Below are 20,764 nucleotides of genomic sequence, written 5' to 3'. Positions count from 1 at the left end.
TGCATGTCACGTAAACTGACCGCCGAGTTCATCGGTACCCTCTGGCTGGTGCTTGGCGGCTGCGGTTCGGCCATAATCGCGGGCGCATTTCCCGAGTACGGGATCGGGTTGCTTGGTATCTCCTTAGCCTTCGGGCTGACGGTGCTGACCATGGCCTATGCGATCGGGCATGTGTCGGGTTGCCACCTCAACCCGGCGGTGACGTTGGGGCTGGTGGCAGGCGGGCGGTTCCCGGCCGGCGAGGCGCTGCCCTACATCATCGTCCAGGTGCTGGGCGCCATCGCCGGGGCAGGGATCATCTATGCCATCGCGAGCGGCAAACCCGGCTTCGAGGTCGGCGGCTTCGCGGCCAATGGCTATGGCGACCATTCCCTCGGTCGCTACAGCATGATGGCGGGGCTGATCTGCGAGGTCGTGATGACCTTCTTCTTCCTGATCATCATCCTGGGCGCGACGCACGGCAAGGCACCGTCCGGCTTCGCGCCGATCGCCATCGGGCTGGGGCTGACGCTGATCCACCTTATCAGCATCCCGGTCACCCAGACATCGGTGAACCCGGCGCGCAGCACCGGCCCCGCGCTGATCGTCGGCGGCTGGGCGCTGCAGCAACTCTGGCTGTTCTGGGTGGCGCCGATCGTCGGCGCGGTGGTCGCGGGGATCGTCGCGCGCACCATCTGGCCGGATGAGGAGGCGCAGATCGAAGGCCGCTGAGCGGCGCGGCCCGGAGGGGCGCCTGCCCCTCCGGTGCCGGACCTGGCCGCGTCAGACGAAGATCCCGGTCAGGATCCGCACGGCGATGTTGACCACGATGGCGACGCCGATCACCGCCAGGGTGAAGGTCAGCGCCTTTTCCTGCGGGACGCGCATCACGATCGGCACGCCGAGGTACAGCGTGTAGAGCGCGTAGATGGCGCCGATCAGCGCGACCACGCCGCCCAGGATCGGGATGATGATCGCACCCCCTGCGACCCAGGCCACGGTCGGTGCGAAGGCGGCGAGCTTCAGTGCCGCGTCCGCGTCGCTCGGGCCGCCGAATTTCGGGGCCAGGATCTCAACGATCTTGGCCGTCACGATGACGCCGACCACCGACAGGACATAGCCGACGATGGCGCTGGCGATGGCCGCGAAGAACAGGCCGAAGAACATCAGCAGCAGCATCCCGGCGATGGCGGGAATCGCGGCCAGGATCATCACGTAGCGGGTCATCAGCGGCACCAGTTCCACCGGTTCCCGCTGGATCGCCCGCCATTCATCCGCCGGGGACAGGATCATGCCCCTCACCCGTGCGATCAGCTCATTCATGCTGCCCCCTGCTGGTGTCGTTGCTGGCGCGATACTGCGCGGGCGCCCCGCGCCGGGGCAAGCCCGGCGCGCTGGCGGTGTGATCTGGGTTCTGCCAGCCTGCCGCCATGCCCGAATCGGCCCTTCCCCACTGGCGCGACCGGCGCTTCCTGGTCCTGCTCGCCCTTGGCTTCTCGGCCGGCGTCCCGCTGCCGCTGACCGCCTTCACGCTCCGGCAATGGATGTCGGAATCGAACATTCCGCTGACCGCGATCGGGCTGACGGCGCTGATCGGCCTGGCCTATTCGCTGAAATTCGTCTGGGCGCCGGTGCTGGACCATGCCGCCCCGCCGGCCTTCCGGGGCCTCGGGCGGCGGCGCGGCTGGCTGGCGGTGATCCAGCCGGCGCTGGCGCTGGCGATCGTGGCGCTCGGGCTGACGGACCCGGCCGTGGATGCGACGGTGACGGTCGCCATGGCGGTCGGGGTCGCCTTCCTGTCGGCCAGCCAGGACATCGTGATCGACGCCTACCGCATCGAATCCCTCGCCGAGCGGGAACAGGGCTATGGCCTCGCCTGCTATGTCTGGGGGTATCGCGGGGCGCTTCTGGCCTCGGGTGCCGGCGCCTTCGCCATGGCGGAATTCGGCGGCTGGTCCTTTGCCTTCGCGATGTGCGCGGCGATGATCGGGGTCGGCTTCGCCGCCGTGATGGCCGCCGCCGAACCCGGCCGGCCGCCGCCTGAAGCCCCGCCGGGCTGGTCGGCACGGCTGCGCATCGCCATCGTCGAGCCCTTCGCGGATTTCCTCCGCCGCCGCTACTGGTTCGCCATCCTCGCCTTCGTCGCGCTGTTCAAGCTGGGGGAGGCGCTGGCGGGCATCATGACCGCGCCCTTCTATCGCGAGCTCGGCTTCAGCCGGCTGGAGGTCGCGTCGGTGTCGAGCGTGTTCGGGCTGTTCGCCACGCTGGCCGGCGCGCTGGCCGGCGGCTGGGTGGTCGCGCGGATGGGCACCGGGCGGGCGCTGATCCTGACCGGCGTCACGCAGATGCTGTCCAACCTGATGTATGTCGCGCTCGCCTTCGCCGGGCACGATCTGCGGATGCTGTTCGCCCAGGTGGGGGTGGAGAACTTCACGGACGGCCTGGCTGACGCGGCCTTCGTCACCTACCTCTCGGCGCTGACCAGCCGGTCCTTCACGGCGACGCAGTATGCGCTGCTGTCGTCGCTCGCCGCCGTGCCGTTGCGCACGCTGGGGGCGAGCTCCGGCTGGCTGGCGGAGATGATGGGCTGGCCGGCCTTCTTCGTGCTGACCACCGTCGCGGCGCTGCCGGCGATGGGCATCATGCTGTTCCTGCTGCAGCGCCTGCCGCCGCCCCGACCCGCCGCGGCGGAGCGCTGAACCGACCCGCAAGGAAGGCCCATGTCCCCCTGGCTGCTGACCCCGCTCCTGCTCATCGCGTCCAATGTGCTGATGACCTTCGCCTGGTATGGGCATCTCAAGGCGCCGCACTGGCCGCTCTGGCTCGCGATCCTCGTGTCCTGGGGCATCGCACTGCTGGAATACTGCCTGGCCGTGCCGGCCAACCGGATCGGGTTCACCGCGGGCGTCTTCACGGCGCAGCAACTCAAGATCATGCAGGAAGCGATCACGCTGGTCGTCTTCGCCGTGTTCAGCGTCACCTTCCTGGGCGAGACGCTGCGCTGGAACTTCCTCGCAGCCGGGGCGTGCCTTGTCGGCGCGGTCGTGTTCATCTTCCTGCCGGTGGATTGAACCGCCCAGGAGGAAACCATGCGCGTCGGCGTCCCCAAGGAAGTGAAGGTCCACGAATACCGCGTGGGCCTGGTGCCCGGATCGGTGCGGGAGCTGGTGCTGCATGGGCATGAGGTGCTGGTCGAGACCGGCGCGGGGGCGGCGATCGGCTTCCCCGACGCGGCCTATGTCGAGGCCGGCGCGCGCATCGCGCCCGATGCGGAGACGGTGTTCGGCGCATCGGAACTGATCGTGAAGGTCAAGGAACCGCAGCCCTTCGAATGGGCCAGGCTGCGGCCGGACCAGGTGCTGTTCACCTATCTGCATCTCGCGCCCGATCCGGAACAGACCAAGGGGCTGATGGCATCGGGCGCGACCGCCATTGCCTATGAGACGGTGACGGATGCGCAGGGCGGCCTGCCGCTGCTCGCGCCGATGAGCGAGGTGGCCGGGCGCATGGCCGTGCAGGTCGGCGCGCGATGCCTGGAGAAGGAGGCCGGCGGCGCGGGCATCCTGCTGTCCGGCGTGCCGGGTGTGCCGCCGGCGCGGGTGGCCATCATCGGCGGCGGGGTGGTGGGCTCGAACGCGGCGCGTATCGCCAACGGTATGCGGGCGAACGTGACCGTGCTGGATCGCAACCCGCGCGTGCTGGCCGCGCTCGACATCGAATTCAACGGGCTGGTGGACACCGTCTTCGCGACGCGCGATGCGGTGGAGCGCACCGTGCTCGATGCCGACCTGGTGATCGGGGCGGTACTGGTGCCGGGTGCAGCAGCGCCGCGGCTGGTGTCGCGCGCGACGGTCGCGCGGATGCGCCCGGGCAGCGTGATGGTGGATGTCGCGATCGACCAGGGCGGTTGCTTCGAGACATCGCGCCCGACCACCCATGCCGATCCGACCTATGTGGTCGATGGGGTGGTGCATTACTGCGTGACGAACATGCCCGGCGCGGTGGCGCGCACCTCGGCGGTCGCGCTGAACAACGCGACGCTGCCTTTCACCCTGCAGATCGCCGACAAGGGCTGGCGGCGCGCGGCGGTGGAGAACCCGCACCTCGCTGCCGGGGTGAATGTGCAGGACGGCGGCGTGACGCACGCGGCGGTGGCGCAGGCGCTGGGGCTGCCGCTGGCGGCGTTGCCGGGCTAACCGATGCGACGCCAGCCCTCATAGACCGTCTCCCGCGCGATGCGCCCGTCGCGCATCGCAAACAGGTGCATCAGGCGCAGCTCCACCCGGCTGCCGACCGGCAGTGGCGCGTTCGCCACGCCATCCCCGGTCAGGCGGAAGCGGGCGATGCAGTCGTCCACCACATGATCCTCGGTGGCGAAGCGGGTGCCGGGGATGATCTCGACCTCGGCCATGGACCCGAACATGGCGCGGTAATTCGCCTCGATGGCCGTGCGGCCGGTCAGCGTCAGGCCGCGCGTGGGCATCTCCAGCACGATGTCGTCGGTGTAGAGCGCCATCACCGCGGCCGGGTCGCGCGCCTCGTCGCGGATATGGGCCTCGACCACGGCGAGGTTGCGGGCGATGGCGTCCATGGCGGCATCCTTTCGTCAGAAAGACTGACGATATATAGACAGACAAACTGACTATATGTCAAGGTGGGCCATGGATGACCGCCCCGTGCCCGAGCAGCACCGCACCCTCGGCGCCCTGCTGCGCCTGTCCTATGAGGCCCTGCAGAAGGAGGTTTACGGCGCCCTTGCCGCACGCGGCTTCCCCGAAATACGCCCCGCCCATTCCGCGGTATTCCGCCACCTCGCCCCGGGCGGGTCGCGCCTGACCACCCTCGCCGAGCGGGCGGCGATGACCAAGCAATCCATGGCCTATCTGGTCGACGGTCTGCAGGCGGCGGGCCACCTGCGCAGCGTGCCGGACCCCACCGATGGGCGAGCGCGCGTTGTCCGCCTGACCGCGCGTGGGGAGGCGGTGCTCGCCGCCTTGTTGGCGCTCAGCGCCGAGGCCGAGGCGCGCGTGGCCGAGCACATTGGCGAGCGCAGGGCGGCAAGGCTGCGCCGCGCCCTGGAGCACTGGGTCGAGGCGATCGACGCTGCTGGCTGACCCGTTCAGTTCAACTGGATGTCGAGCCGACGCAGCAGCGGACCCCAGCGCGCCGCCTCCCGTGTCAGGAAGGCCTGGAAATCGGCGGGCGAGCCACCGGCCGCGACGATGCCCTCGTTCAACAGCCGCTCGCGCACCGTGGCATCCGCCGTCGCCGCCGCGCCAGCCGCGTTGAGCCGCGCGATCGCAGCCGGCGGTGTCCGCGCGGGTGCCAGCAGCCCGAACCAGGTCACCGCCACCAGGCCGGGGTAATGCTCGGCGAAGGTCGGCTGGTCCGGCAGGTTGGGCAGCCGCGTCTCCCCGGTCCAGCCGACCATCCGCGCGCGGCCGGACCGCAGCGCCGCAAGCCCCGTCGCCCCGCCCACCAGGATGGAATCGAGCGTGCCGGCCAGCAGGTCGTTCAACTGCGGCGCATCGCCGCGATACCCGACATCCTGCCAGTCGAGGTTGAGCCGTTCCTGGATCAGCGCGCCGGCGATGTGGTTGAAGGACCCGCGCCCATTGTGCCCCCAGGTGACCTTGCCGGGATTGGCACGGATATGCGCGACGAAGCCCGGAATGGTGTCGGGGATGCCGGGCTTCACGGCGATGCAGAAAGGCAGCGTCGCGACATGCACGACCGGGGCGAAATCCTCGGACTTGTAGGGCAGGTTCCGCCCGATCAGCGGATTGATCGTCAGCGTGGTGCCCGACGACATCAGCAGGGTGTGGCCATCCGGCGCGGCGCGGGCCACGGCTTCGGCGCCGATCACCGTCTGCGCGCCGGGCTTGTTGTCGATCACCACGTTCTGGCCGAGCAGCGGGGCCATCCTCTCCGCGACCAGTCGCGCCGTGACATCGGTGGAACCGCCGGGCGGGAAGGGCACGACGATGGTGACGGGGCGCGAGGGCGACCAGGTATCCTGCGCCCGCGCCGCACCGGCCGCGACAAGGCCCAGGGCCGACAGGGCCCGGCGGCCGATGGTGATGGTCATGGCGTCCTCCCAATGCTTCTTGGGTGGAAGCCTGCCACTGTCCCCGCGGCGATGCCACGCCGCACCGCCTAACGACGATGCAGCGCCACCAGATATCGGCAGGGCCGGCTCGTCGAGGGATTGCGGAAGGCATGCCCCTTTGGCGCCACCAGGTCGAAGACGAGGCAATCCCCGGGGCCGAGCAGCGATTCCTCCGCCCCCTCCTCGACGGCGAGCCGCCCGGCCAGCACCCACACCACCTGTCCCCGCAGGAAGGCGAAGGACCCGGACGTGTAGGCGACGCGCGCACCGGGCGGCAGGTCCACCTCGACCAGTTCTGGCTCTGCCCCGGGTGGGGACACGGCGCGGCGGTGATATCCGGTGGCCGGATCGGTCCACAGCGGCTGCGCCGCGGCGCGGGCGATGCGCGACGGGCCGGCATCGGCCTCCGCCCGTGCGAGCAGGGTGGACACCGTCAGGTGGAAGGCCCCCGACAGCCGGCCGAGCAATGCCGCGGTCGGGCTTGCTTCGGCGCGTTCGACCTTGCTGATCATGGCACGGGACACGCCCGAGGCGGCGGCGAGGTCGGCGATCGACCAGCCGCGGGTTTCACGTTCGCGGCGGATGCGCGCGGCGATCAGCGTATCGAGCCCCGGGACATCCATCATAGTGGACATGAAACCATGATAGTGGATACTGCTCCGCATGACCATGCCGCCCGCGCCGCGCCACAATGGTGGCCCGCCCCTGGATGATGACGAGGACAAGACCGCGAGCTGGCGGTCCTGGAACTGGCGGCGGGCGCACAAGAAGGCGTGGAAGACCCCGCCGCGCGAGATCGCCCTGCGCCGCCTGGCGCGCGCCGAGGAACTCGGCATGACCTATCGCGAATACACGCTCGAGATCATGGAGAGGGGCAAGTATCTGTGACGGTCGCGATCACCGAGGGCGGGCTCGACGATGCGCGCGTGCAGGCGCTGCTGACCACGCATCTGACGAAGGCGCGGGCGGCGACGGCGGAGGGCTTCGCCTTCGCGCTCGACCTGTCCGGGCTGCGCGTGCCGGAGATCCGCTTCTTCAGTGCCTGGGACGGCGAAACGCTGCTCGGCGTTGGCGCGCTGAAGCGGATGGCCGCCGACCATGGCGAGGTGAAGTCCATGCACACCGCGGAAGCGGCGCGCCGGCGCGGCATCGGCGGGACGATGCTACGGCACATCATGAATGTGGCACGCGTTTCGGGGATGACGCGCGTGAGCCTGGAGACCGGCACCAGCGCCTATTTCCAGCCGGCCGTCGCGATGTATCTCGCGCACGGCTTCGAGGATTGCGGCCCCTTCGGCGACTATGCCGCGAGCGGGGAGAACCGCTTCCTTACCCGCGCGCTGGACGCCGCTCAGAAATAGGTCACGAAGGTCCGCCGTTCCTGGCGGTCGTGGTTGACGCGCACATGCGGCGGGAAGGGGCCGCTGAGCGCGCGGATCAGCGTATGGGCGGTGTCGGCATAGATGCAGGACATCCAGATCTCGCCTTCGACCGTCTGCAGGGCATAGCGGACGCCGACGACCGACCCGCGGCTGCTGGCGCCGATCGGTTCGATCACTGTCCCGGTCGCGGGATTGCCGACATAGAAGCGGATGTCGAGCAGGCGGTGCTCCGTCTCCCGCCGCTGCATCTGCCAGCCCTCCGGCACCGCGCCCTGCCAGCCATCCGTCACCGTCACGGCGTCGGGGCAGGCCGGCAGTTCCTGCGCCAGGGCGGGCGCTGCGAGAAGCAGCGCGACGGAAGCGAGCGCGAGCCGCCGCATCAACGCCCCTGCGCCTTGCGCCAGGCCTCGAAGATCGGCTTGTTCGCCGGATCGGTCATGGGATAGAGGCCGCGGATCGTGTGGCCGGCGGCGACGCGTTCCTGCACGAAATCCTCAAACACCGTCTGCTCGAAGGCTTCGTCGGCGACCTCATCGGCGATGTGGGCGGGGATGCAGACCACGCCTTCGCCGTCGCCGACCATGATGTCGCCGGGATGCACACCCACGCCCGCACAGGCGATCGGCACGTCCAGGTCCACGCAATGGTGGTGAATCAGGTTGGTCGGCGCGGAGGGTGTCGCGTGATAGGCGGGCCAGCCCATCTGCGCGATCTCCGGGCTGTCGCGGAAGCCGCCATCGGTGATCGCGCCGGCGACGCCGCGCGCCTTCAGCCGCGTGATCAGGATGCCGCCGGCCGAGGCGGCGCGCGCATCGCCGCGGCTGTCGATGACGAAGACGGCGCCAGGCGGGCATTCCTCGACACCCTTGCGCTGCGGATGCGTCGGGTCCTTGAACACGTCGAGCGTGTCGAGGTCCTCCCGCGCCGGGATGGTGCGCATGGTGTAGGCCGGGCCCACCAGGCGCGGCGCATCGGCGCCGAGCGGGCTGAGCGAGAGGAACACGTTGCGGAAGCCGCGCTTGAACAGCACGGTCGTCAGGGTTGCCGTCGAAACCTCGGCGAGCTTCGCCCGCGTTGCGTCCTTCATGTCGTCCTCACTGAGCCGCCTTGGAGATGTTCCAGTACACCGGAACCGGCGAGTCGAGGATCCCCTGCAGCCGCGCGGAGTATCCGCGTACCAGCGCGAACTGGCCGAGCGGCACATAGGGCACCGTTTCGGTGGCGCGGCGGTGATAGGCGTCCGCGGCTTCGGCCCGCTGCGCGTCGGATGTCGCGGCGATGAAGGCGTCGCGGATGCGTTCCATCTCCGCGTCGCAGGGCCAGCCCGGCAGGGCGGTGCGTTCGCAGGCGGAACGCATGGCGTTGTGCCCGGACGGGTCCATGCCATCGAGCCCCGTGGGGGCCGAGACGAACAGCCCCCAGCCGTTCTGGTTCGCCGGGTTGCGTGACAGGCGCCGCTGGATCAGCGTCGCCCAGTCCATCGCCTGCACATCGACGTTCATGCCGACGCGGCGGAGCATATCCGCCGAGACCAGCGCGAAGGTGTGGCTGATGGTCGAATCCTGCGCATCGAGCACGACGACCGGCGTGCCGTCATAACCGCTTTCGGCAACCGCGCGGCGCGCGGCCTCGAAATTCGGTGTCACCCAGCCGGTCTCGGTCCGGTGGGGCGATGTGCAGGTGTAGTAGGACCGGCAATCCCGCCATAGCGCCGGGTCGGTCATATAGGCCGGCATGGCGTGGGCTGGGTCCACCAGCAGGCGCATCGCCTGGCGCAGCCGCGGATTGTCGAAGGGCGGCACCGCCTGGTTCATGCGGAAGATCGCCTGCACGCCGACACTGTCCTGCGGGCCGATCCGCAGGGCGCGGTTGCGCTGCACGACGGGGAACAGGTCGGGGGGCAGTTCCTCGAAGATGTCGATCTCCCCGGTCACCAGCGCGTTCAGCGCGGTCTGCGCATCGGGCAGATAGACCCATTCGATGCGCTCGATCCCGGCGCGCTTGCCGCCCGCGAGACCATCGGGTGCTTCGGACCGCGGCACATAGGCGGCGTTGCGACGATAGGTGACGCGGTCGCCGACGCGCCAATCCTCCCGCCGCAGGGTGAAGGGGCCGGACCCCGTCGGGTCGGTGATCGGCGTCGTCGCCGGGGTCGCGGCCACACGCGCGGGCATGATGAAGGGCGGCTGTCCCGAGGGCTTGGACAGTGCCTGGAGCATCAGCCCGAAGGGTTCGCGCAGCACGATGCGGAAGGTCCGCGCATCGACCGGTTCCATCGCCGTGGACAGGGCGATGATCTGCTGGCCGAGCCCGTCGCGCACCGCCCAGCGGCGGAGGGAGGCGATGACGTCCTCGCTGGTGACGGGAGCGCCGTCGTGGAAATTCAGGCCCTCACGCAAGGTGAAGGTCCAGGTGCGGCCATCCTCGCTGGTGGTGAAGCGCTCGGCCATCTGCGGCCGGACGGCGAGCCGGGAATCCAGCGCGAACAGCGTGTCGTAGACCATGTAGCCATGGTTGCGCGCCATGTATTCGGGGCTGATGAAGGGGTCGATCGAGCGCAGGTCGCCGAACAGCTTCACGCGCAGTGCATTCGGATCGCCGCGATTCTGCGCCTGCGCGGCGGGCATGGCGAACAACAGCGCGGCGCCAAGCGCCGCAGCAAAACGCTTCATGGATGCATCCTTCCGATGGCCGTTCCGCGGTGCGCCGGCCTTGGGGTTAGGATGAAGCACCGGCCGACTGCGCGACAAGACGGATTCGGCCCACACTGGAAACGAGTGGAAGCATGCCCGACAATGGCGCCCAGAAGCGATCCCGGTCCTATCTGCTGGCGATCGAGGACCAGGAATTCCTGTTGCGCGACGAGTTGCGCCCCTTCCGCTTCGGGATGGAATACGCGAAGGCCGAATATGCGCTGCGCGACTGGGGTGTGCGTTCGACCGTCGTGGTGTTCGGTTCCGCCCGCATCCCGAGCCCCGAGCAGGCCAAGGCGCTGGCCGCCGCGGCGAAGTCACCGGCCGAAAAGCGCGCGGCGAAGCGCGCCGCCGAACGTTCCCGAATGTATGAGGATGCGCGGGCCTTCGCGCGCATCGTGTCCCTGCGCGGCGGTGCGCTGGCGGTCACCGGCGCGCCGCGGGACAACGTGATCGCGACCGGCGGCGGGCCCGGCATCATGGAGGCCGCGAACCGCGGCGCGGCCGAAGCGGGCGCGCCGTCGATCGGCTTCAACATCACCTTGCCGCATGAACAGGACCCCAATGCCTGGTCCACGCCGGCGCTGACCTTCCGCTTCCACTACTTCGCGATGCGCAAGATGCACCTGGCGATGCGGGCCAATGCGCTGGCGGTCTTCCCCGGCGGCTTCGGCACCTTCGACGAGTTGTTCGAACTGCTGACGCTGGTGCAGACCGGCAAGGCGACGCCGCGCCCGATCGTGCTGTTCGACCGGTCCTTCTGGGAGAAGGCGGTGAACCTGCCGATGCTGGTCGAATACGGCATGATCGACGAGAAGGACCTGACCCTGTTCGACATCGTGGACACGCCAGAGGAAGCCTGGGCGAGCCTGGTGCGGCGCGGGTTGGAAGCACACGCCCTGCCGGCGGCCCCGCCGGAACCGCTGACGCCGCCACCGCGCCGCCGCAAGCCGGATGCGGAGCGGATGGCGCCGCCGCCAGGCAAGCGGCGCTAGAGCCGTTCCCGTTCGCCCCGGCTCACGGTAACAACTCTAGCCTTTTGTTTTCGCGAGCATCTTCACCCGATCACGTGATTCCACCGGATCGGGATCTGCTCTAGCGATCCACTTCGGGCAGGCAGGCTGTCGAGAGCAGCCTGAAGGCGATGGCGCGGTGGCTGATGCGGTGCTTCTCCGCGGGCGCCATCTCACCGAAGGTTTCCTCGCGCCGGTCGGGGAGGAACATCGGGTCGTAGCCGAAGCCGTGCGAGCCGCGCGGCGGCCAGACCCAATGGCCCATGGCGCGGCCCTCGAAACCTTCGACATGTCCGTCGGGCCAGGCGAGGACCAGGGCGCAGGAGAACCAGGCGGTGCGGTCCTCGAAGTCCTGAGCGGCTTCCATCACCTTGCGCATGGCGTCGGCGTAATCGCGCGATCCGTCGGCCTGCATCGCCCAGTCGGCGGTGCGCACGCCCGGCGCGCCCGCCAGCGCGGCGACCGAGAAGCCGGAATCGTCGGCGAGCGCCGGCAGTTTCGCGGCGTTCGCCGCTGCGCGCGCCTTGATCGTGGCGTTGCCGAGGAAGCTCTCCTCCGTCTCCTCCGGCTCGGGCAGTCCGAGTTCGCCGGCCGAGACGGTCTCGATGCCATGTGGCGCGAGCAGCGCCGCGACTTCCTTCAGTTTCCCCTTGTTATGGGTGGCGATGACGATGCGTTCGCCGCGTACCAGCCGCCGATGCGTCATGACGCCACCCCTTCGCGATGAGTCTCCAACAGACAGAAAAAGGAGGGGGATCGGGGGAGTTCTCTCCTCCGACCTTCCTTCGCCTCCGTCACAACCCCACCGTCTCCCGCTGCATCGCGAACAGCTCCGCCGTCCCGCTGCGCGCCAGCCCGAGCAGCGCCAGCAGCTCGGCGTCGGAGAACGGCGCGCCTTCCGCGGTGCCCTGCACCTCGACGATCCCGCCCGATCCGGTCAGCACGAAATTCGCGTCCGCATCGGCCTTGCTGTCCTCGGCATAGTCGAGGTCGAGCACCGGCGTCCCCTGCCACACGCCGCAGGACACGGCGGCGACCTGGTCCTTCAGCGGGTTCTTCGTGAGGATGTTCATCTTCCGGCAGTGCTCGAAGGCGAGATGCAGCGCGACCCAGGCGCCGGTGATCGAGGCGCAGCGCGTGCCGCCATCCGCCGTCAGCACGTCGCAATCGATCAGCACCGACATCTCGCCCATCGCCTTCATGTCGGTGACGGCGCGCAGTGACCGGCCGATCAGGCGCTGGATCTCCTGCGTGCGGCCCGACTGCTTGCCGCGCGCGGCCTCACGGTCGCCGCGGGTGTGGGTGGCGCGGGGCAGCATGCCGTATTCGGCGGTGACCCAGCCCTGGCCCTGGCCGCGCAGGAAGGGCGGCACCTTGCCTTCGACGGAGGCGGTGCAGAGCACCTCGGTCTGGCCCATGCGGATCAGGCAGGACCCTTCCGCATGGCGGGCGAAGCCGGGCTGGAAGCTGACGGTGCGAAGGGCGGAAGCGTCGCGGCCGGAGGGGCGCATGGGGCGGGGTTCCCGGAAAACGTGGTCTGGGGCGGCTTCTACAATGGGCCGGCCGGTCATGCACCCCGCCCCTGGTGCGCCAGGGCGACAGGCGCCCCATATGTCGGCTCGCGAGCGGATTCATGCGTCCTGGCCGTTGACCCAGGGCAAGGCAAGTCCATAGGCTCGCATGTGGATCGATGAAAATGGGACCGAACGGAATTCCGCAGCCGGCGCCGACGGGGGCCAGCCTGGCGGGCCTCGACAGCCGCAGTGCGATGATCCTGCGTGAGCTGGTCGAGACCTATGTCGAGACGGGCGAGCCGGTCGGCTCGCGCACCCTGTCGCGGCGCCTGCCGCTTGGCCTGTCGCCGGCCACCATCCGCAATGCCATGGCGGACCTCGAGGATGCGGGGCTGCTCTATGCGCCGCACACCTCGGCCGGGCGGCTGCCGACCGAACGGGGCTTGCGGCTGTTCGTCGATGGGCTGCTGGAATTCGGCGCGCTGGGGGAGGAGGAGCGCGGCGCGATCGCCGCGCGGTGCGCCGCCTCCGGCCGGTCGTTGCAGGAGACGCTCGGCGAGGCGGGGCAGATGCTGAGCGGCCTCGCTGGCGCGGCGGGGCTGGTGGTGGCGCCGACCACGGAAGGCATGGTGCGGCACATCGAATTCGTCGCGCTCGGGCCGGGGCGCGCGCTGGTGGTGCTGGTGCATGAAGACGGCCAGGTCGAGAACCGCGTCATCGAAGTGCCGGCGGGGCTGCCGCTGTCCGCATTGCAGCAGGCGTCGAACTACCTGAATGCGCGGCTCGCGGGCCGCACGCTGGAGGAAGCGCGCGGCATCATCGCGAGCGAGGTGGCGGATAACCGCACCGCGCTCGATGCGCTGACGCAGCAGGTGATCGAGGCGGGGCTTGGCACCTGGACCGGCGGGCAGGGCGGGTCGCTGATCATCCGCGGCCAGGCGCGGCTGTTGGAGACGATCGACCAGGCAGCGCGCGTGTCCGAGATCAAGCGCCTGTTCGAGCGGCTGGAGCAGCAGGAGACGATGCTGCGGCTGCTGGACCTCGCGCAGCGAGGCGAGGGCGTGCAGATCTTCATCGGTGCCGAGAGCGGGCTGTTCGACAGCGCCGGTCTGTCGATGGTGGTGGCGCCATTCCGCAACGGGGCCGAGAAGATCGTCGGCGCGATTGGGGTGATCGGGCCGACGCGGATCAACTACGGCCGGGTGATCCCGGTGGTGGACTATACGGCGCGTGTGATCGGGCGGTTGCTGGGGTAGCGGCGCCTCGGAGAGGGCTTTGCCCCTCTCCGGACCTCTCCCCACCAAAGGCTTAAGGCCTTTGGAAACCTCGACTTGGCGCCGCGCCCATCGGTCGTTGCTAATGACTGCCGGACCGCCGCGCCCAGCACCAGGTGCCGGCATTCCAAATGCCACTGGCATTTGGCGGGGTGGCTTGGAGGGGCAGCGCCCCTCCAATCGTCGTCAGAACGACCCCAACAAACTCCCCAGCACGATCACCGCCACCAGCGCCAGCAGCGCGCTGACGATCGTCGTCATCACGATGTCGAGGTAGCTGTCCTTGTGCGTCGAACCGCACACCGCGAACAGCGTCACCACCGCGCCGTTGTGCGGTAGCGCGTCCAGCGTGCCGGCGCTGATCACCGCGACGCGGTGCATCAGCCCCGGATCGAGCCCGATCTGCGCCGCCAGCGCCATGTAGGTCGGCCCGAGCGCGTCCAGCGCGATGGTCAAGCCGCCGCTTGCCGAGCCGGTCAGCGCCGCGAGGATCGTGACTGCCGAGGCCAGCGAGACCAGCGGCCCGCCGCCGATGCCGAGCACCCAGTCGCGCACCACCTCGAAGGCCGGCATCGCCGCGACCACGGCGCCGAAGCCAACCAGGCTGGCGACGGAGAAGATCGGGAGCACGGAGGCGTTGGCGCCGGCATCCATCGTCGCGCGCAGGGATGGCAGGCGCCAGCCGCTGATCGCCAGCAGCACGACGATGGCGACGAACAATGCCACCGCGACCGACCAGACGCCCGCCACGGCCGACAGGGTGGTCCCGCCCCAGCGCGGTTCGGCCAGGAAGGCAGCGTCCATGCGCGGTAGCACCAGCATCGACATCAGCAGGTTCACCGCGACCACCACGATCAGCGGCAGGGCGGCAAGGACGACAGGCAGTTCCTTCGGCGCCGCCTCGCTGCGACGCATTTCCGCCGGGTCGAATTCGCGCGCCACGGAGGCACGTTCGCGGATCACCGGATCGTCGGCTGCTGCGTCCACCGGCGGCGCCGCGTCGTCACCGAAGCCTTCGCCGGCGGCGCGTGCTCGCGCCTCGGCACGCTGCATCCACCAAAGCCCGAAGCCCAGCATGATGGCGGAGGCGATGATGCCGAGCCCGGGTGCCGCGAAGGGCGTGGTGCCGAAGAAGGGCATCGGGATGGCGTTCGGGATCGCCGGTGTGCCCGGCATGGCGGACATGGTGAATGTGAAGGCGCCGACCGCGATGGCACCGGGCATCAGGCGGCGTGGAATCCCGGCCTCCCGGAACAGCGCGGCGGCCATGGGGGCAAGGACGAAGATCGCGACGAACAGGCTGACACCGCCATAGGTCACCGCCGCACCCGCCAGCGCGACCGACAGGATGGCGCGGCGCGGCCCCAGTGCCTGCGTCATCCAGCGCGCGATGGCGCCGACCGCGCCGGTATCCTCCATCAGCTTGCCGAACAGCGCGCCCAGCAGGAACAGCGGGAAGAACTGCGCGACAAAGCGCGCAGCACTTCCCATGAAGGTCTGCGTCCAATGCGCGAGCAGCGGCTCCCCTGCGAAGGCCGCCGCGATCAGCGCCGCGACGGGGGCCAGCAGCAGCACCGACCAGCCGCGATAGGCGAGCCAGACGAGGAGCGCGAGGCCGACGAGGATTCCGATCAGGCCCATCGGCTCAATCCGTCTTCAGCAGATATTCGATCGGCAGGGTGGAACGCTGGCCGAGCGCGGCGCCGTGCTCGGTCATGAAGGCCTCCGCCGCGCGGCGGCCTTCGTCGCGCAGCATGGTCAGGAATTCCCACTCGGCGTTGAGCTTGGAGGAGGCGCCGAGGCGCAGCAGCACATCCGATTGCACCAGGTGCACGCGCATCTTCGCCCAATGCGCGGTCTTCTCATTGCCGGGGTCCGCCACCTCGCGCAGCAACGCCATCATCTGCAACTCCTTGAGCAGGACGGCGTTGAAGGCGACCTCGTTCAGCCGGTTGAGGATGTCGCGCGCGGCCTTGGGGATGCCGGGCCGTTCCACCGGATTGATGCCGACGATGATGGTGTCGTCGGAGACGCATTCATTGATCAGCGGCGTCATGGTCGGGTTGCCGGAATACCCGCCATCCCAATAGGCCTGCCCGTCGATCTCCACCGCCTGGAACATGAAGGGCAGGCAGGCCGAGGCGAGCAGCGCCGCCACGCTGACATCGGCATTTCGGAACACCCGCGGCCGGCCGGTATGCACATTGGTCGCGGTGATGAACAGCTTGATCGGTGCGGCGGCGAGCGCATCGAAATCCACCGTGTCGGCCAACACCGATTCCAGCGGGTTGGGCAGGCCGAGATCGAGGTCGTAGGGCGAGAACATCCGCGTCGCGATGTCCATCGCGAGATAGGCCGGCGAATTGTCGAGCGACCAGCGCCCCAGCAGCACGTCGAGCGGGCCGCGCCGCAGCGGGCTGAAGGCCGCCGCCTGGGACACCCGCTTCCAGAAGCCTTCGAGCGCGGCCCGCGCGCCATCCGCTCCGCCCTGCATATGGCCATGGGCCATGACAGCAGCGTTCATCGCGCCGGCCGAGGTACCCGAGACGGCCTCGATCTTCAGCCCGTCTTCCTCGAGCAGGCGGTCGAGCACGCCCCAGGTGAAGGCGCCGTGGCTGCCGCCGCCCTGCAGGGCCAGGTCGATCAGGAGCGGCTCGCGCGTCGCGGTGCGGCGGCCCGCCCTCGGTTGGGGCGATCTTGTCGTGGACACGGGCGGCTCCGGTGACGTTTGTGCGCTGCACAATATCGCGGCCGGACCGGATTGGCACCTGTTCCGTTCAGGGCCGCTGTGCCAGCCGTCCCAAAGGCCGCGTCACGCCGGCGGGCGGCGCACGGTGGCGCGCAGCGCGTCCAGCACGCTGTCCATCGCCGCCTGGAAGCCTGGCCCGTCCAGATAGCCATCCATCGCCCCGGTGCGGTCGAGGAAGGTCTTCCAGGCCGGTTCCTGCATGCCGCGGTGGAAGCGGTCATGCAGGGAGGTCGCGATGTCGTCCGGCAGGCCGGCCGGGGCGGCAAGGCCCTTCATGTTCTCCGCCACCACGTTCCAGCCGAGCTCCTTCAGCGTCGGCACGTCCGGATAGGCCGGGATGCGTTCCGCCGAGGCGACAGCCAGCGGCTTCACTTCCCCGGCCTGGGCGAGGCCGGCCATTTCCTCCGGCGCCAGCACGGCGAGTTCCACCGTGCCGGCCAGCAGCGCCTGCAAGGACGGCGCGCCGCCGGTGTAGGGAATGTGCAGCAGCTCGATCCCCGCGGCCTGGGACAGCAGCACGAAGACCGCATGGTAGATCGACCCGATGCCCGAGGAGGCATGCGGGATGGTCCCCGGCGCGCGCTTCGCCGCTTCCACCACCGAGGGCAGGTCGCCATAGCGCCCGCCGCGCTTGGCGACGATCAGCATGGGCTGGCGCGTGAGGCGGATAATCGCGCGGAAGGACCGCTTGGGGTCGTAGGGCACGTCGCGGAAGGCGGGCAGGGAGGTGCTCTCGCTGCCGCCATTGACCAGCAGGTTCAGCCCGTCCGCCGCCGTGGTGGTCATCTGCTGCGCGGCGATCGCGCCACCCGCGCCGGGGCGGTTGATGACGACGAGCGGCGTCGGGAAGAAGCGGGCCGAGGCCTCGGCCGCCGCGCGGGCCGCGAGATCCGCCCCGCCGCCGGGCGGAAAGCCGACGATGAGCTGGACCGGGCGCGACGGCTCCCACGCCGCGCGGGCCAGGCGCGGGGCGGCGAGCATCGCGCCGGTCGCGGCGATGAGGGTGCGGCGTGTGGCCATGACGTTGTCTCCCGGACGATTTGCGGCAGAGCCTAGGCGGGGAGGAAAGCGGGGGGAAGGCGGTGGAACCGGCGGGGGCTTTGCCCCATTCGTGCGGCACAATGCGTCGCGTCCCCACCGGAGGCCAGGGCGGCTTGCGCGCAACGCGGCCGCGCCGCTAGGTTCCGGGGTTCAGCCATGGGCACCAGATACGAGGGCCGCGTGACCTTCTTCCGGCACTATCGCCAGCGTGGCCCTGTCTCGGCCCTGCAGATGCGTTTGCAGGGCTGATCAGGGCACGGACCCAAACGTCCTTCTTCCCGGTCGGCTCATACCCGGAACACCCGTTCCGCGTCCGCACCCTGCGTGCGGCCGGGACCGAGGAAGACAACACCGTGTCCCTGATCTCCGTTCAATCGCTCGGCATTACGCTGGGCGTCCCCCTGTTCTCCGGCCTCGACGTCACCGTCCAGGCGGGGGACCGCATCGGCCTCGTCGCGGCCAATGGGCGGGGCAAATCCACCCTGCTGCGCTGCCTCGCCGGCCTCGCGGACCCGACCGAGGGCACCTGCAGGTACGCGCGCAACGCCCGCGTCACGCTGATGCTGCAGGATCCCGGCCCTGACCTGCTCGCCCGGCCGGTCCGCGATGTCGTGCTGGAGGAACTGCCGGCCGACAGCCGCGAATGGGAGGCCTGGCGCGCCGATGTCGTGCTCGAGGCGCTGGAGGTCCCGGCGCCGCTGTGGGACAGCCCGCTCGGCGAACTCAGCGGGGGCTGGCAGAGGATGGCGCTGCTCGCCCGCGCCTGGCTGACCGAACCCGACATCCTGCTGATGGATGAGCCGACCAATCATCTCGACCTGCAGCGCATCGGGCAGTTGCAGCGTTGGATGGCTGCGCTGCCGAAGGATACGGCGGTGATCATCGCAAGCCACGATCGGGCCTTCCTGGATGCGGTGACCAGCCGGACGCTGTTCCTGCGCGGGGAGGCCTCGGTGGATTTCGCACTGCCCTACTCGCCGGCCCGGGCCAGCCTGGATGAATGGGATGCCGCGACGGCGCGCCGGCATGAGACGGATCTGCGCCAGGCCGACCAGCTGCGGCGCCAGGCCGCCAAGCTGCACAATATCGGCGTCAATTCGGGCTCCGACCTGCTGACGGTGAAGACCCGGCAGTTGAAGGAACGGGCCGAGCGTATCGAATCCGCCGCGCGGCCGGCGCATCGCGAGCTATCGGCAGGCAAGATCCGGCTGGCGGAGAGCGGCACCGACGCCAAGGTCCTGCTGGCGATGAACGAGGTCCGGGTGGCGACGCCGGACGGGCAGCGCCTGTTCGCCACGGGAAAGCTGTGGGTCCATCCGGGCGACCGGGTGGTGCTGCTCGGACGGAATGGCGCCGGCAAGTCGCGCCTGCTCGATCTCGTCACGCGGGTGATGCAGGGCGCGACGTGCGAGGGCTTCCGCTGCAATCCCTCGGTCATCCCCGGCATCTGCGACCAGACGCTGAGCCATCTGCGGCCGGACGAGACGCTGCACCAGGTCATCGCGGACCGCTTCGAGGTTGGCGAGCAACGCATCCGTTCGCTGCTGGCTGGCGCGGGGTTTCCGGTCGAGCAGCAATCCCGCACGGTCTCCGCGCTGTCGGGCGGCCAGAGGGCGCGGCTTGCCATGCTGGTGCTGCGACTGGAACAGCCGAATTTCTACATCCTCGATGAACCGACCAACCATCTGGACATCGAGGGACAGGAGGCGTTGGAGCGCGAACTCAACCGCGGCGAGGCGGCGTGCCTGCTCGTCTCCCACGATCGTCGCTTCGTGCGGAATGTCGGCAACCGCTTCTGGCTGATCGAGCGCGGACAACTGGTCGAAGTCGATGCGCCGGACGATTTCTTCGCGGCGGCGATGGCGGAACGATAGCCAGGACGGACGGCAAAGGGACGTTGCCCCCTCTACCTCTCCCGGTCAGGTCGCAACGATTGAAGCACCAGCAACCGGCGTTCCAAGGGGCACTGCCCCTTGGTGGGGTGGTCCGGAGGGGCGACGCCCCTCTGGTCATTCAGTCGCGATACCGATCGGGGACATAAAGCTCCGCCGGCAGCGTCGCCCGTTCGTAATCGGGGTTGAACACCCGTTCGGGCAGCGCCACCGGCTCGTGCGGCACCTCGCCATAGGGCAGCTTCGACAGCAGGTCGGCGATGCAGTTCAGCCGTGCGCGCTTCTTGTCGTTGCCTTCCACGATGGTCCAGGGCGCTTCGGGGATGTTGGTGCGCGCGAACATCTCCTCCTTCGCCTTGGTGTAGTGTTCCCAGCGCACGCGGGACTGCAGGTCCATCGGGCTGAGCTTCCACTGCTTGATCGGGTCGTGGATGCGCATCAGGAAGCGGAACTGCTGCTCCTCATCGGTGATGGAGAACCAGTACTTCACCAGCACGATGCCGGACCGCACCAGCATGCGCTCGAATTCCGGCACGTCGCGGAAGAAGGATTCGACCTGGTCCTCATCGGCGAAGCCCATGACGCGCTCGACGCCGGCGCGGTTGTACCAGGACCGGTCGAACAGCACGATCTCGCCGGCCGCCGGGAGGTGCGGGACGTAGCGCTGGAAATACCATTGCGTCTTCTCGCGGTCGGACGGCGCGGGCAGGGCGACCACGCGGCAGGACCGCGGATTGACGCGCTGGGTGATGCGCTTGATGACCCCGCCCTTGCCGGCGGAATCGCGTCCCTCGAACAGCACGACCAGCTTGAGGCCGCGGTGCTGCACCCAGTCCTGCAGCTTCACGAGTTCCGCCTGCAGCCGCAGCAATTCCCGGAAATACAGGCCGCGGTCGATCGTCGATTTCTTCCGCGTCGCCAGCAGGGCACGCAACTCCGGCGGAATGCGGGCGTCGTCGATCTCGGTCTCGCGTTCCTCGTCGAGATCGTCTTCGAGCTCGATCTCCATCCAGGACCGTTCGTGCGGATCCCTGGGGTCGTCGTTCATGTGCGGCTCCGCCGTGCAATCGATGGGCGATTGCTAGCGATCGGGCGTGAAAGAGGGATGACGGTTTTGC

Annotated in this window: 23 protein-coding genes; 10 read left to right on the top strand and 13 right to left on the bottom strand. The window is 69.4% G+C overall.

Translation table 11 applies throughout. The features are described 5' to 3' along the window. The first annotated feature begins 3 nt into the window (after window positions 1-3). On the top strand, window positions 4-711 hold the full coding sequence (gene aqpZ / locus AC2YHJ_RS20770; RefSeq protein WP_487398080.1) for an aquaporin Z: 708 nt from the start codon (window positions 4-6) through the stop codon (window positions 709-711). A gap of 51 nt (window positions 712-762) precedes the next feature. Here aqpZ and AC2YHJ_RS20765 read toward each other — a convergent pair whose 3' ends face one another. Continuing rightward, window positions 763-1,302 (bottom strand): Yip1 family protein, encoded by a 540-nt coding sequence (locus tag AC2YHJ_RS20765; RefSeq protein ID WP_487398079.1) that lies wholly within the window; start codon window positions 1,300-1,302, stop codon window positions 763-765. A gap of 107 nt (window positions 1,303-1,409) precedes the next feature. Here AC2YHJ_RS20765 and AC2YHJ_RS20760 point away from each other — a divergent pair, with 107 nt between their 5' ends. The 3 genes from AC2YHJ_RS20760 to ald are packed head-to-tail and all read left to right on the top strand — an operon-like array spanning window position 1,410 to window position 4,175. Then, window positions 1,410-2,678 (top strand): AmpG family muropeptide MFS transporter, encoded by a 1,269-nt coding sequence (locus AC2YHJ_RS20760; RefSeq protein WP_487398078.1) that lies wholly within the window; start codon window positions 1,410-1,412, stop codon window positions 2,676-2,678. Between the two features lie 21 nt (window positions 2,679-2,699). Then, the gene (locus AC2YHJ_RS20755) at window positions 2,700-3,050 is read left to right on the top strand and encodes a DMT family protein (protein WP_487398077.1); all 351 of its coding nucleotides are present in this window, start codon (window positions 2,700-2,702) and stop codon (window positions 3,048-3,050) included. An 18-nt stretch (window positions 3,051-3,068) separates the two neighbouring features. Further along, window positions 3,069-4,175, top strand: a complete 1,107-nt coding sequence (gene ald, locus AC2YHJ_RS20750; RefSeq protein ID WP_487398076.1) for an alanine dehydrogenase — start codon at window positions 3,069-3,071, stop codon at window positions 4,173-4,175. Here ald and AC2YHJ_RS20745 read toward each other — a convergent pair. Then, window positions 4,172-4,570, bottom strand: coding sequence for a nuclear transport factor 2 family protein (locus AC2YHJ_RS20745; RefSeq protein ID WP_487398075.1), 399 nt, complete (start codon window positions 4,568-4,570; stop codon window positions 4,172-4,174). The genes ald and AC2YHJ_RS20745 overlap by 4 nt on opposite strands. 70 nt (window positions 4,571-4,640) lie before the next feature. Here AC2YHJ_RS20745 and AC2YHJ_RS20740 point away from each other — a divergent pair, with 70 nt between their 5' ends. Beyond that, on the top strand, window positions 4,641-5,093 hold the full coding sequence (locus tag AC2YHJ_RS20740) for a MarR family winged helix-turn-helix transcriptional regulator (protein WP_487398074.1): 453 nt from the start codon (window positions 4,641-4,643) through the stop codon (window positions 5,091-5,093). 5 nt (window positions 5,094-5,098) lie between these two features. On the opposite strand, the gene AC2YHJ_RS20735 is transcribed toward AC2YHJ_RS20740, so the two are convergent. Both AC2YHJ_RS20735 and AC2YHJ_RS20730 read right to left on the bottom strand, forming a co-directional pair. Further along, window positions 5,099-6,067, bottom strand: coding sequence for a Bug family tripartite tricarboxylate transporter substrate binding protein (locus AC2YHJ_RS20735; RefSeq protein ID WP_487398073.1), 969 nt, complete (start codon window positions 6,065-6,067; stop codon window positions 5,099-5,101). A gap of 68 nt (window positions 6,068-6,135) precedes the next feature. Further along, window positions 6,136-6,723 (bottom strand): helix-turn-helix domain-containing protein, encoded by a 588-nt coding sequence (locus AC2YHJ_RS20730; protein ID WP_487398072.1) that lies wholly within the window; start codon window positions 6,721-6,723, stop codon window positions 6,136-6,138. Window positions 6,724-6,751: 28 nt separating this feature from the next. On the opposite strand from AC2YHJ_RS20730, the gene AC2YHJ_RS20725 reads away from it, so the two are divergent. Beyond that, a complete protein-coding gene (locus AC2YHJ_RS20725) occupies window positions 6,752-6,976 on the top strand; it encodes a hypothetical protein (protein WP_487398071.1) in 225 nt (74 codons plus the stop codon). Beyond that, the gene (locus tag AC2YHJ_RS20720; protein ID WP_487398070.1) at window positions 6,973-7,449 is read left to right on the top strand and encodes a GNAT family N-acetyltransferase; all 477 of its coding nucleotides are present in this window, start codon (window positions 6,973-6,975) and stop codon (window positions 7,447-7,449) included. Before AC2YHJ_RS20725 ends, AC2YHJ_RS20720 begins: the two co-directional genes overlap by 4 nt. Here AC2YHJ_RS20720 and AC2YHJ_RS20715 read toward each other — a convergent pair. Genes AC2YHJ_RS20715 through AC2YHJ_RS20705 form a run of 3 tightly spaced genes read right to left on the bottom strand, consistent with a single transcriptional unit; the run spans window position 7,440 to window position 10,142 of the window. Beyond that, window positions 7,440-7,850 carry an STY0301 family protein gene (locus tag AC2YHJ_RS20715; RefSeq protein ID WP_487398069.1) on the bottom strand — a complete coding sequence of 137 codons (411 nt, stop codon included), beginning with the start codon at window positions 7,848-7,850 and terminating at the stop codon, window positions 7,440-7,442. The genes AC2YHJ_RS20720 and AC2YHJ_RS20715 overlap by 10 nt on opposite strands. Then, on the bottom strand, window positions 7,850-8,557 hold the full coding sequence (locus AC2YHJ_RS20710; RefSeq protein ID WP_487398068.1) for a ribonuclease activity regulator RraA: 708 nt from the start codon (window positions 8,555-8,557) through the stop codon (window positions 7,850-7,852). The genes AC2YHJ_RS20715 and AC2YHJ_RS20710 overlap by 1 nt, the downstream gene beginning before the upstream one ends. 7 nt (window positions 8,558-8,564) lie before the next feature. Beyond that, window positions 8,565-10,142, bottom strand: a complete 1,578-nt coding sequence (locus tag AC2YHJ_RS20705) for an ABC transporter substrate-binding protein (RefSeq protein WP_487398067.1) — start codon at window positions 10,140-10,142, stop codon at window positions 8,565-8,567. A gap of 113 nt (window positions 10,143-10,255) precedes the next feature. Between AC2YHJ_RS20705 and AC2YHJ_RS20700 the strand changes: the two genes are divergently transcribed. Then, a complete protein-coding gene (locus AC2YHJ_RS20700; protein ID WP_487398066.1) occupies window positions 10,256-11,158 on the top strand; it encodes an LOG family protein in 903 nt (300 codons plus the stop codon). A gap of 100 nt (window positions 11,159-11,258) precedes the next feature. Here the strand turns inward: AC2YHJ_RS20700 and rdgB are convergent, their stop codons facing one another. Together rdgB and rph are read right to left on the bottom strand one after the other, a co-directional pair. Beyond that, window positions 11,259-11,882, bottom strand: a complete 624-nt coding sequence (gene rdgB, locus AC2YHJ_RS20695) for an RdgB/HAM1 family non-canonical purine NTP pyrophosphatase (protein WP_487398065.1) — start codon at window positions 11,880-11,882, stop codon at window positions 11,259-11,261. An 88-nt stretch (window positions 11,883-11,970) separates the two neighbouring features. Further along, window positions 11,971-12,687, bottom strand: coding sequence for a ribonuclease PH (gene rph, locus AC2YHJ_RS20690; RefSeq protein ID WP_487398063.1), 717 nt, complete (start codon window positions 12,685-12,687; stop codon window positions 11,971-11,973). 179 nt (window positions 12,688-12,866) lie between these two features. Between rph and hrcA the strand changes: the two genes are divergently transcribed. Next, a complete protein-coding gene (hrcA, locus tag AC2YHJ_RS20685) occupies window positions 12,867-13,946 on the top strand; it encodes a heat-inducible transcriptional repressor HrcA (protein ID WP_487398062.1) in 1,080 nt (359 codons plus the stop codon). A 204-nt stretch (window positions 13,947-14,150) separates the two neighbouring features. Here hrcA and AC2YHJ_RS20680 read toward each other — a convergent pair whose 3' ends face one another. From AC2YHJ_RS20680 to AC2YHJ_RS20670, 3 genes are all read right to left on the bottom strand, one after another. Next, window positions 14,151-15,605, bottom strand: a complete 1,455-nt coding sequence (locus tag AC2YHJ_RS20680) for a GntP family permease (protein ID WP_487398061.1) — start codon at window positions 15,603-15,605, stop codon at window positions 14,151-14,153. Window positions 15,606-15,609: 4 nt separating this feature from the next. After that, entirely contained in the window at window positions 15,610-16,674 is a 1,065-nt protein-coding gene (locus AC2YHJ_RS20675; protein ID WP_487398060.1) for a patatin-like phospholipase family protein, read from the bottom strand. Window positions 16,675-16,776: 102 nt separating this feature from the next. After that, window positions 16,777-17,733 carry a tripartite tricarboxylate transporter substrate binding protein gene (locus AC2YHJ_RS20670; protein WP_487398059.1) on the bottom strand — a complete coding sequence of 319 codons (957 nt, stop codon included), beginning with the start codon at window positions 17,731-17,733 and terminating at the stop codon, window positions 16,777-16,779. 374 nt (window positions 17,734-18,107) lie between these two features. Here AC2YHJ_RS20670 and AC2YHJ_RS20665 point away from each other — a divergent pair, with 374 nt between their 5' ends. Further along, a complete protein-coding gene (locus tag AC2YHJ_RS20665) occupies window positions 18,108-19,628 on the top strand; it encodes an ABC-F family ATP-binding cassette domain-containing protein (protein WP_487398057.1) in 1,521 nt (506 codons plus the stop codon). A 139-nt stretch (window positions 19,629-19,767) separates the two neighbouring features. On the opposite strand, the gene ppk2 is transcribed toward AC2YHJ_RS20665, so the two are convergent. Next, window positions 19,768-20,694, bottom strand: coding sequence for a polyphosphate kinase 2 (gene ppk2, locus AC2YHJ_RS20660; protein WP_487398056.1), 927 nt, complete (start codon window positions 20,692-20,694; stop codon window positions 19,768-19,770). Between the last annotated feature and the right edge of the window lie 70 nt (window positions 20,695-20,764).

This window comes from Roseomonas sp. SRI_022, assembly GCF_057586215.1.
Note: the sequence above shows the minus strand (reverse complement) of the source record. Positions and strands in the feature narration are given on the sequence as shown.

Coding starts and splice junctions, on each gene's coding strand:
- AC2YHJ_RS20680 (WP_487398061.1), bottom strand. CDS start 15,605: ATGGGCCTGATCGGAATCCTCGTCGGCCTCGCGCTCCTCGTCTGGCTC.
- AC2YHJ_RS20670 (WP_487398059.1), bottom strand. CDS start 17,733: ATGGCCACACGCCGCACCCTCATCGCCGCGACCGGCGCGATGCTCGCC.
- AC2YHJ_RS20755 (WP_487398077.1), top strand. CDS start 2,700: ATGTCCCCCTGGCTGCTGACCCCGCTCCTGCTCATCGCGTCCAATGTG.
- hrcA (WP_487398062.1), top strand. CDS start 12,867: ATGAAAATGGGACCGAACGGAATTCCGCAGCCGGCGCCGACGGGGGCC.
- AC2YHJ_RS20725 (WP_487398071.1), top strand. CDS start 6,752: ATGACCATGCCGCCCGCGCCGCGCCACAATGGTGGCCCGCCCCTGGAT.
- AC2YHJ_RS20715 (WP_487398069.1), bottom strand. CDS start 7,850: ATGCGGCGGCTCGCGCTCGCTTCCGTCGCGCTGCTTCTCGCAGCGCCC.
- AC2YHJ_RS20730 (WP_487398072.1), bottom strand. CDS start 6,723: ATGTCCACTATGATGGATGTCCCGGGGCTCGATACGCTGATCGCCGCG.
- rph (WP_487398063.1), bottom strand. CDS start 12,687: ATGCGCCCCTCCGGCCGCGACGCTTCCGCCCTTCGCACCGTCAGCTTC.
- aqpZ (WP_487398080.1), top strand. CDS start 4: ATGTCACGTAAACTGACCGCCGAGTTCATCGGTACCCTCTGGCTGGTG.
- AC2YHJ_RS20710 (WP_487398068.1), bottom strand. CDS start 8,557: ATGAAGGACGCAACGCGGGCGAAGCTCGCCGAGGTTTCGACGGCAACC.
- ppk2 (WP_487398056.1), bottom strand. CDS start 20,694: ATGAACGACGACCCCAGGGATCCGCACGAACGGTCCTGGATGGAGATC.
- ald (WP_487398076.1), top strand. CDS start 3,069: ATGCGCGTCGGCGTCCCCAAGGAAGTGAAGGTCCACGAATACCGCGTG.
- AC2YHJ_RS20735 (WP_487398073.1), bottom strand. CDS start 6,067: ATGACCATCACCATCGGCCGCCGGGCCCTGTCGGCCCTGGGCCTTGTC.
- AC2YHJ_RS20705 (WP_487398067.1), bottom strand. CDS start 10,142: ATGAAGCGTTTTGCTGCGGCGCTTGGCGCCGCGCTGTTGTTCGCCATG.
- AC2YHJ_RS20765 (WP_487398079.1), bottom strand. CDS start 1,302: ATGAATGAGCTGATCGCACGGGTGAGGGGCATGATCCTGTCCCCGGCG.
- AC2YHJ_RS20700 (WP_487398066.1), top strand. CDS start 10,256: ATGCCCGACAATGGCGCCCAGAAGCGATCCCGGTCCTATCTGCTGGCG.
- AC2YHJ_RS20760 (WP_487398078.1), top strand. CDS start 1,410: ATGCCCGAATCGGCCCTTCCCCACTGGCGCGACCGGCGCTTCCTGGTC.
- AC2YHJ_RS20740 (WP_487398074.1), top strand. CDS start 4,641: ATGGATGACCGCCCCGTGCCCGAGCAGCACCGCACCCTCGGCGCCCTG.
- AC2YHJ_RS20745 (WP_487398075.1), bottom strand. CDS start 4,570: ATGGACGCCATCGCCCGCAACCTCGCCGTGGTCGAGGCCCATATCCGC.
- rdgB (WP_487398065.1), bottom strand. CDS start 11,882: ATGACGCATCGGCGGCTGGTACGCGGCGAACGCATCGTCATCGCCACC.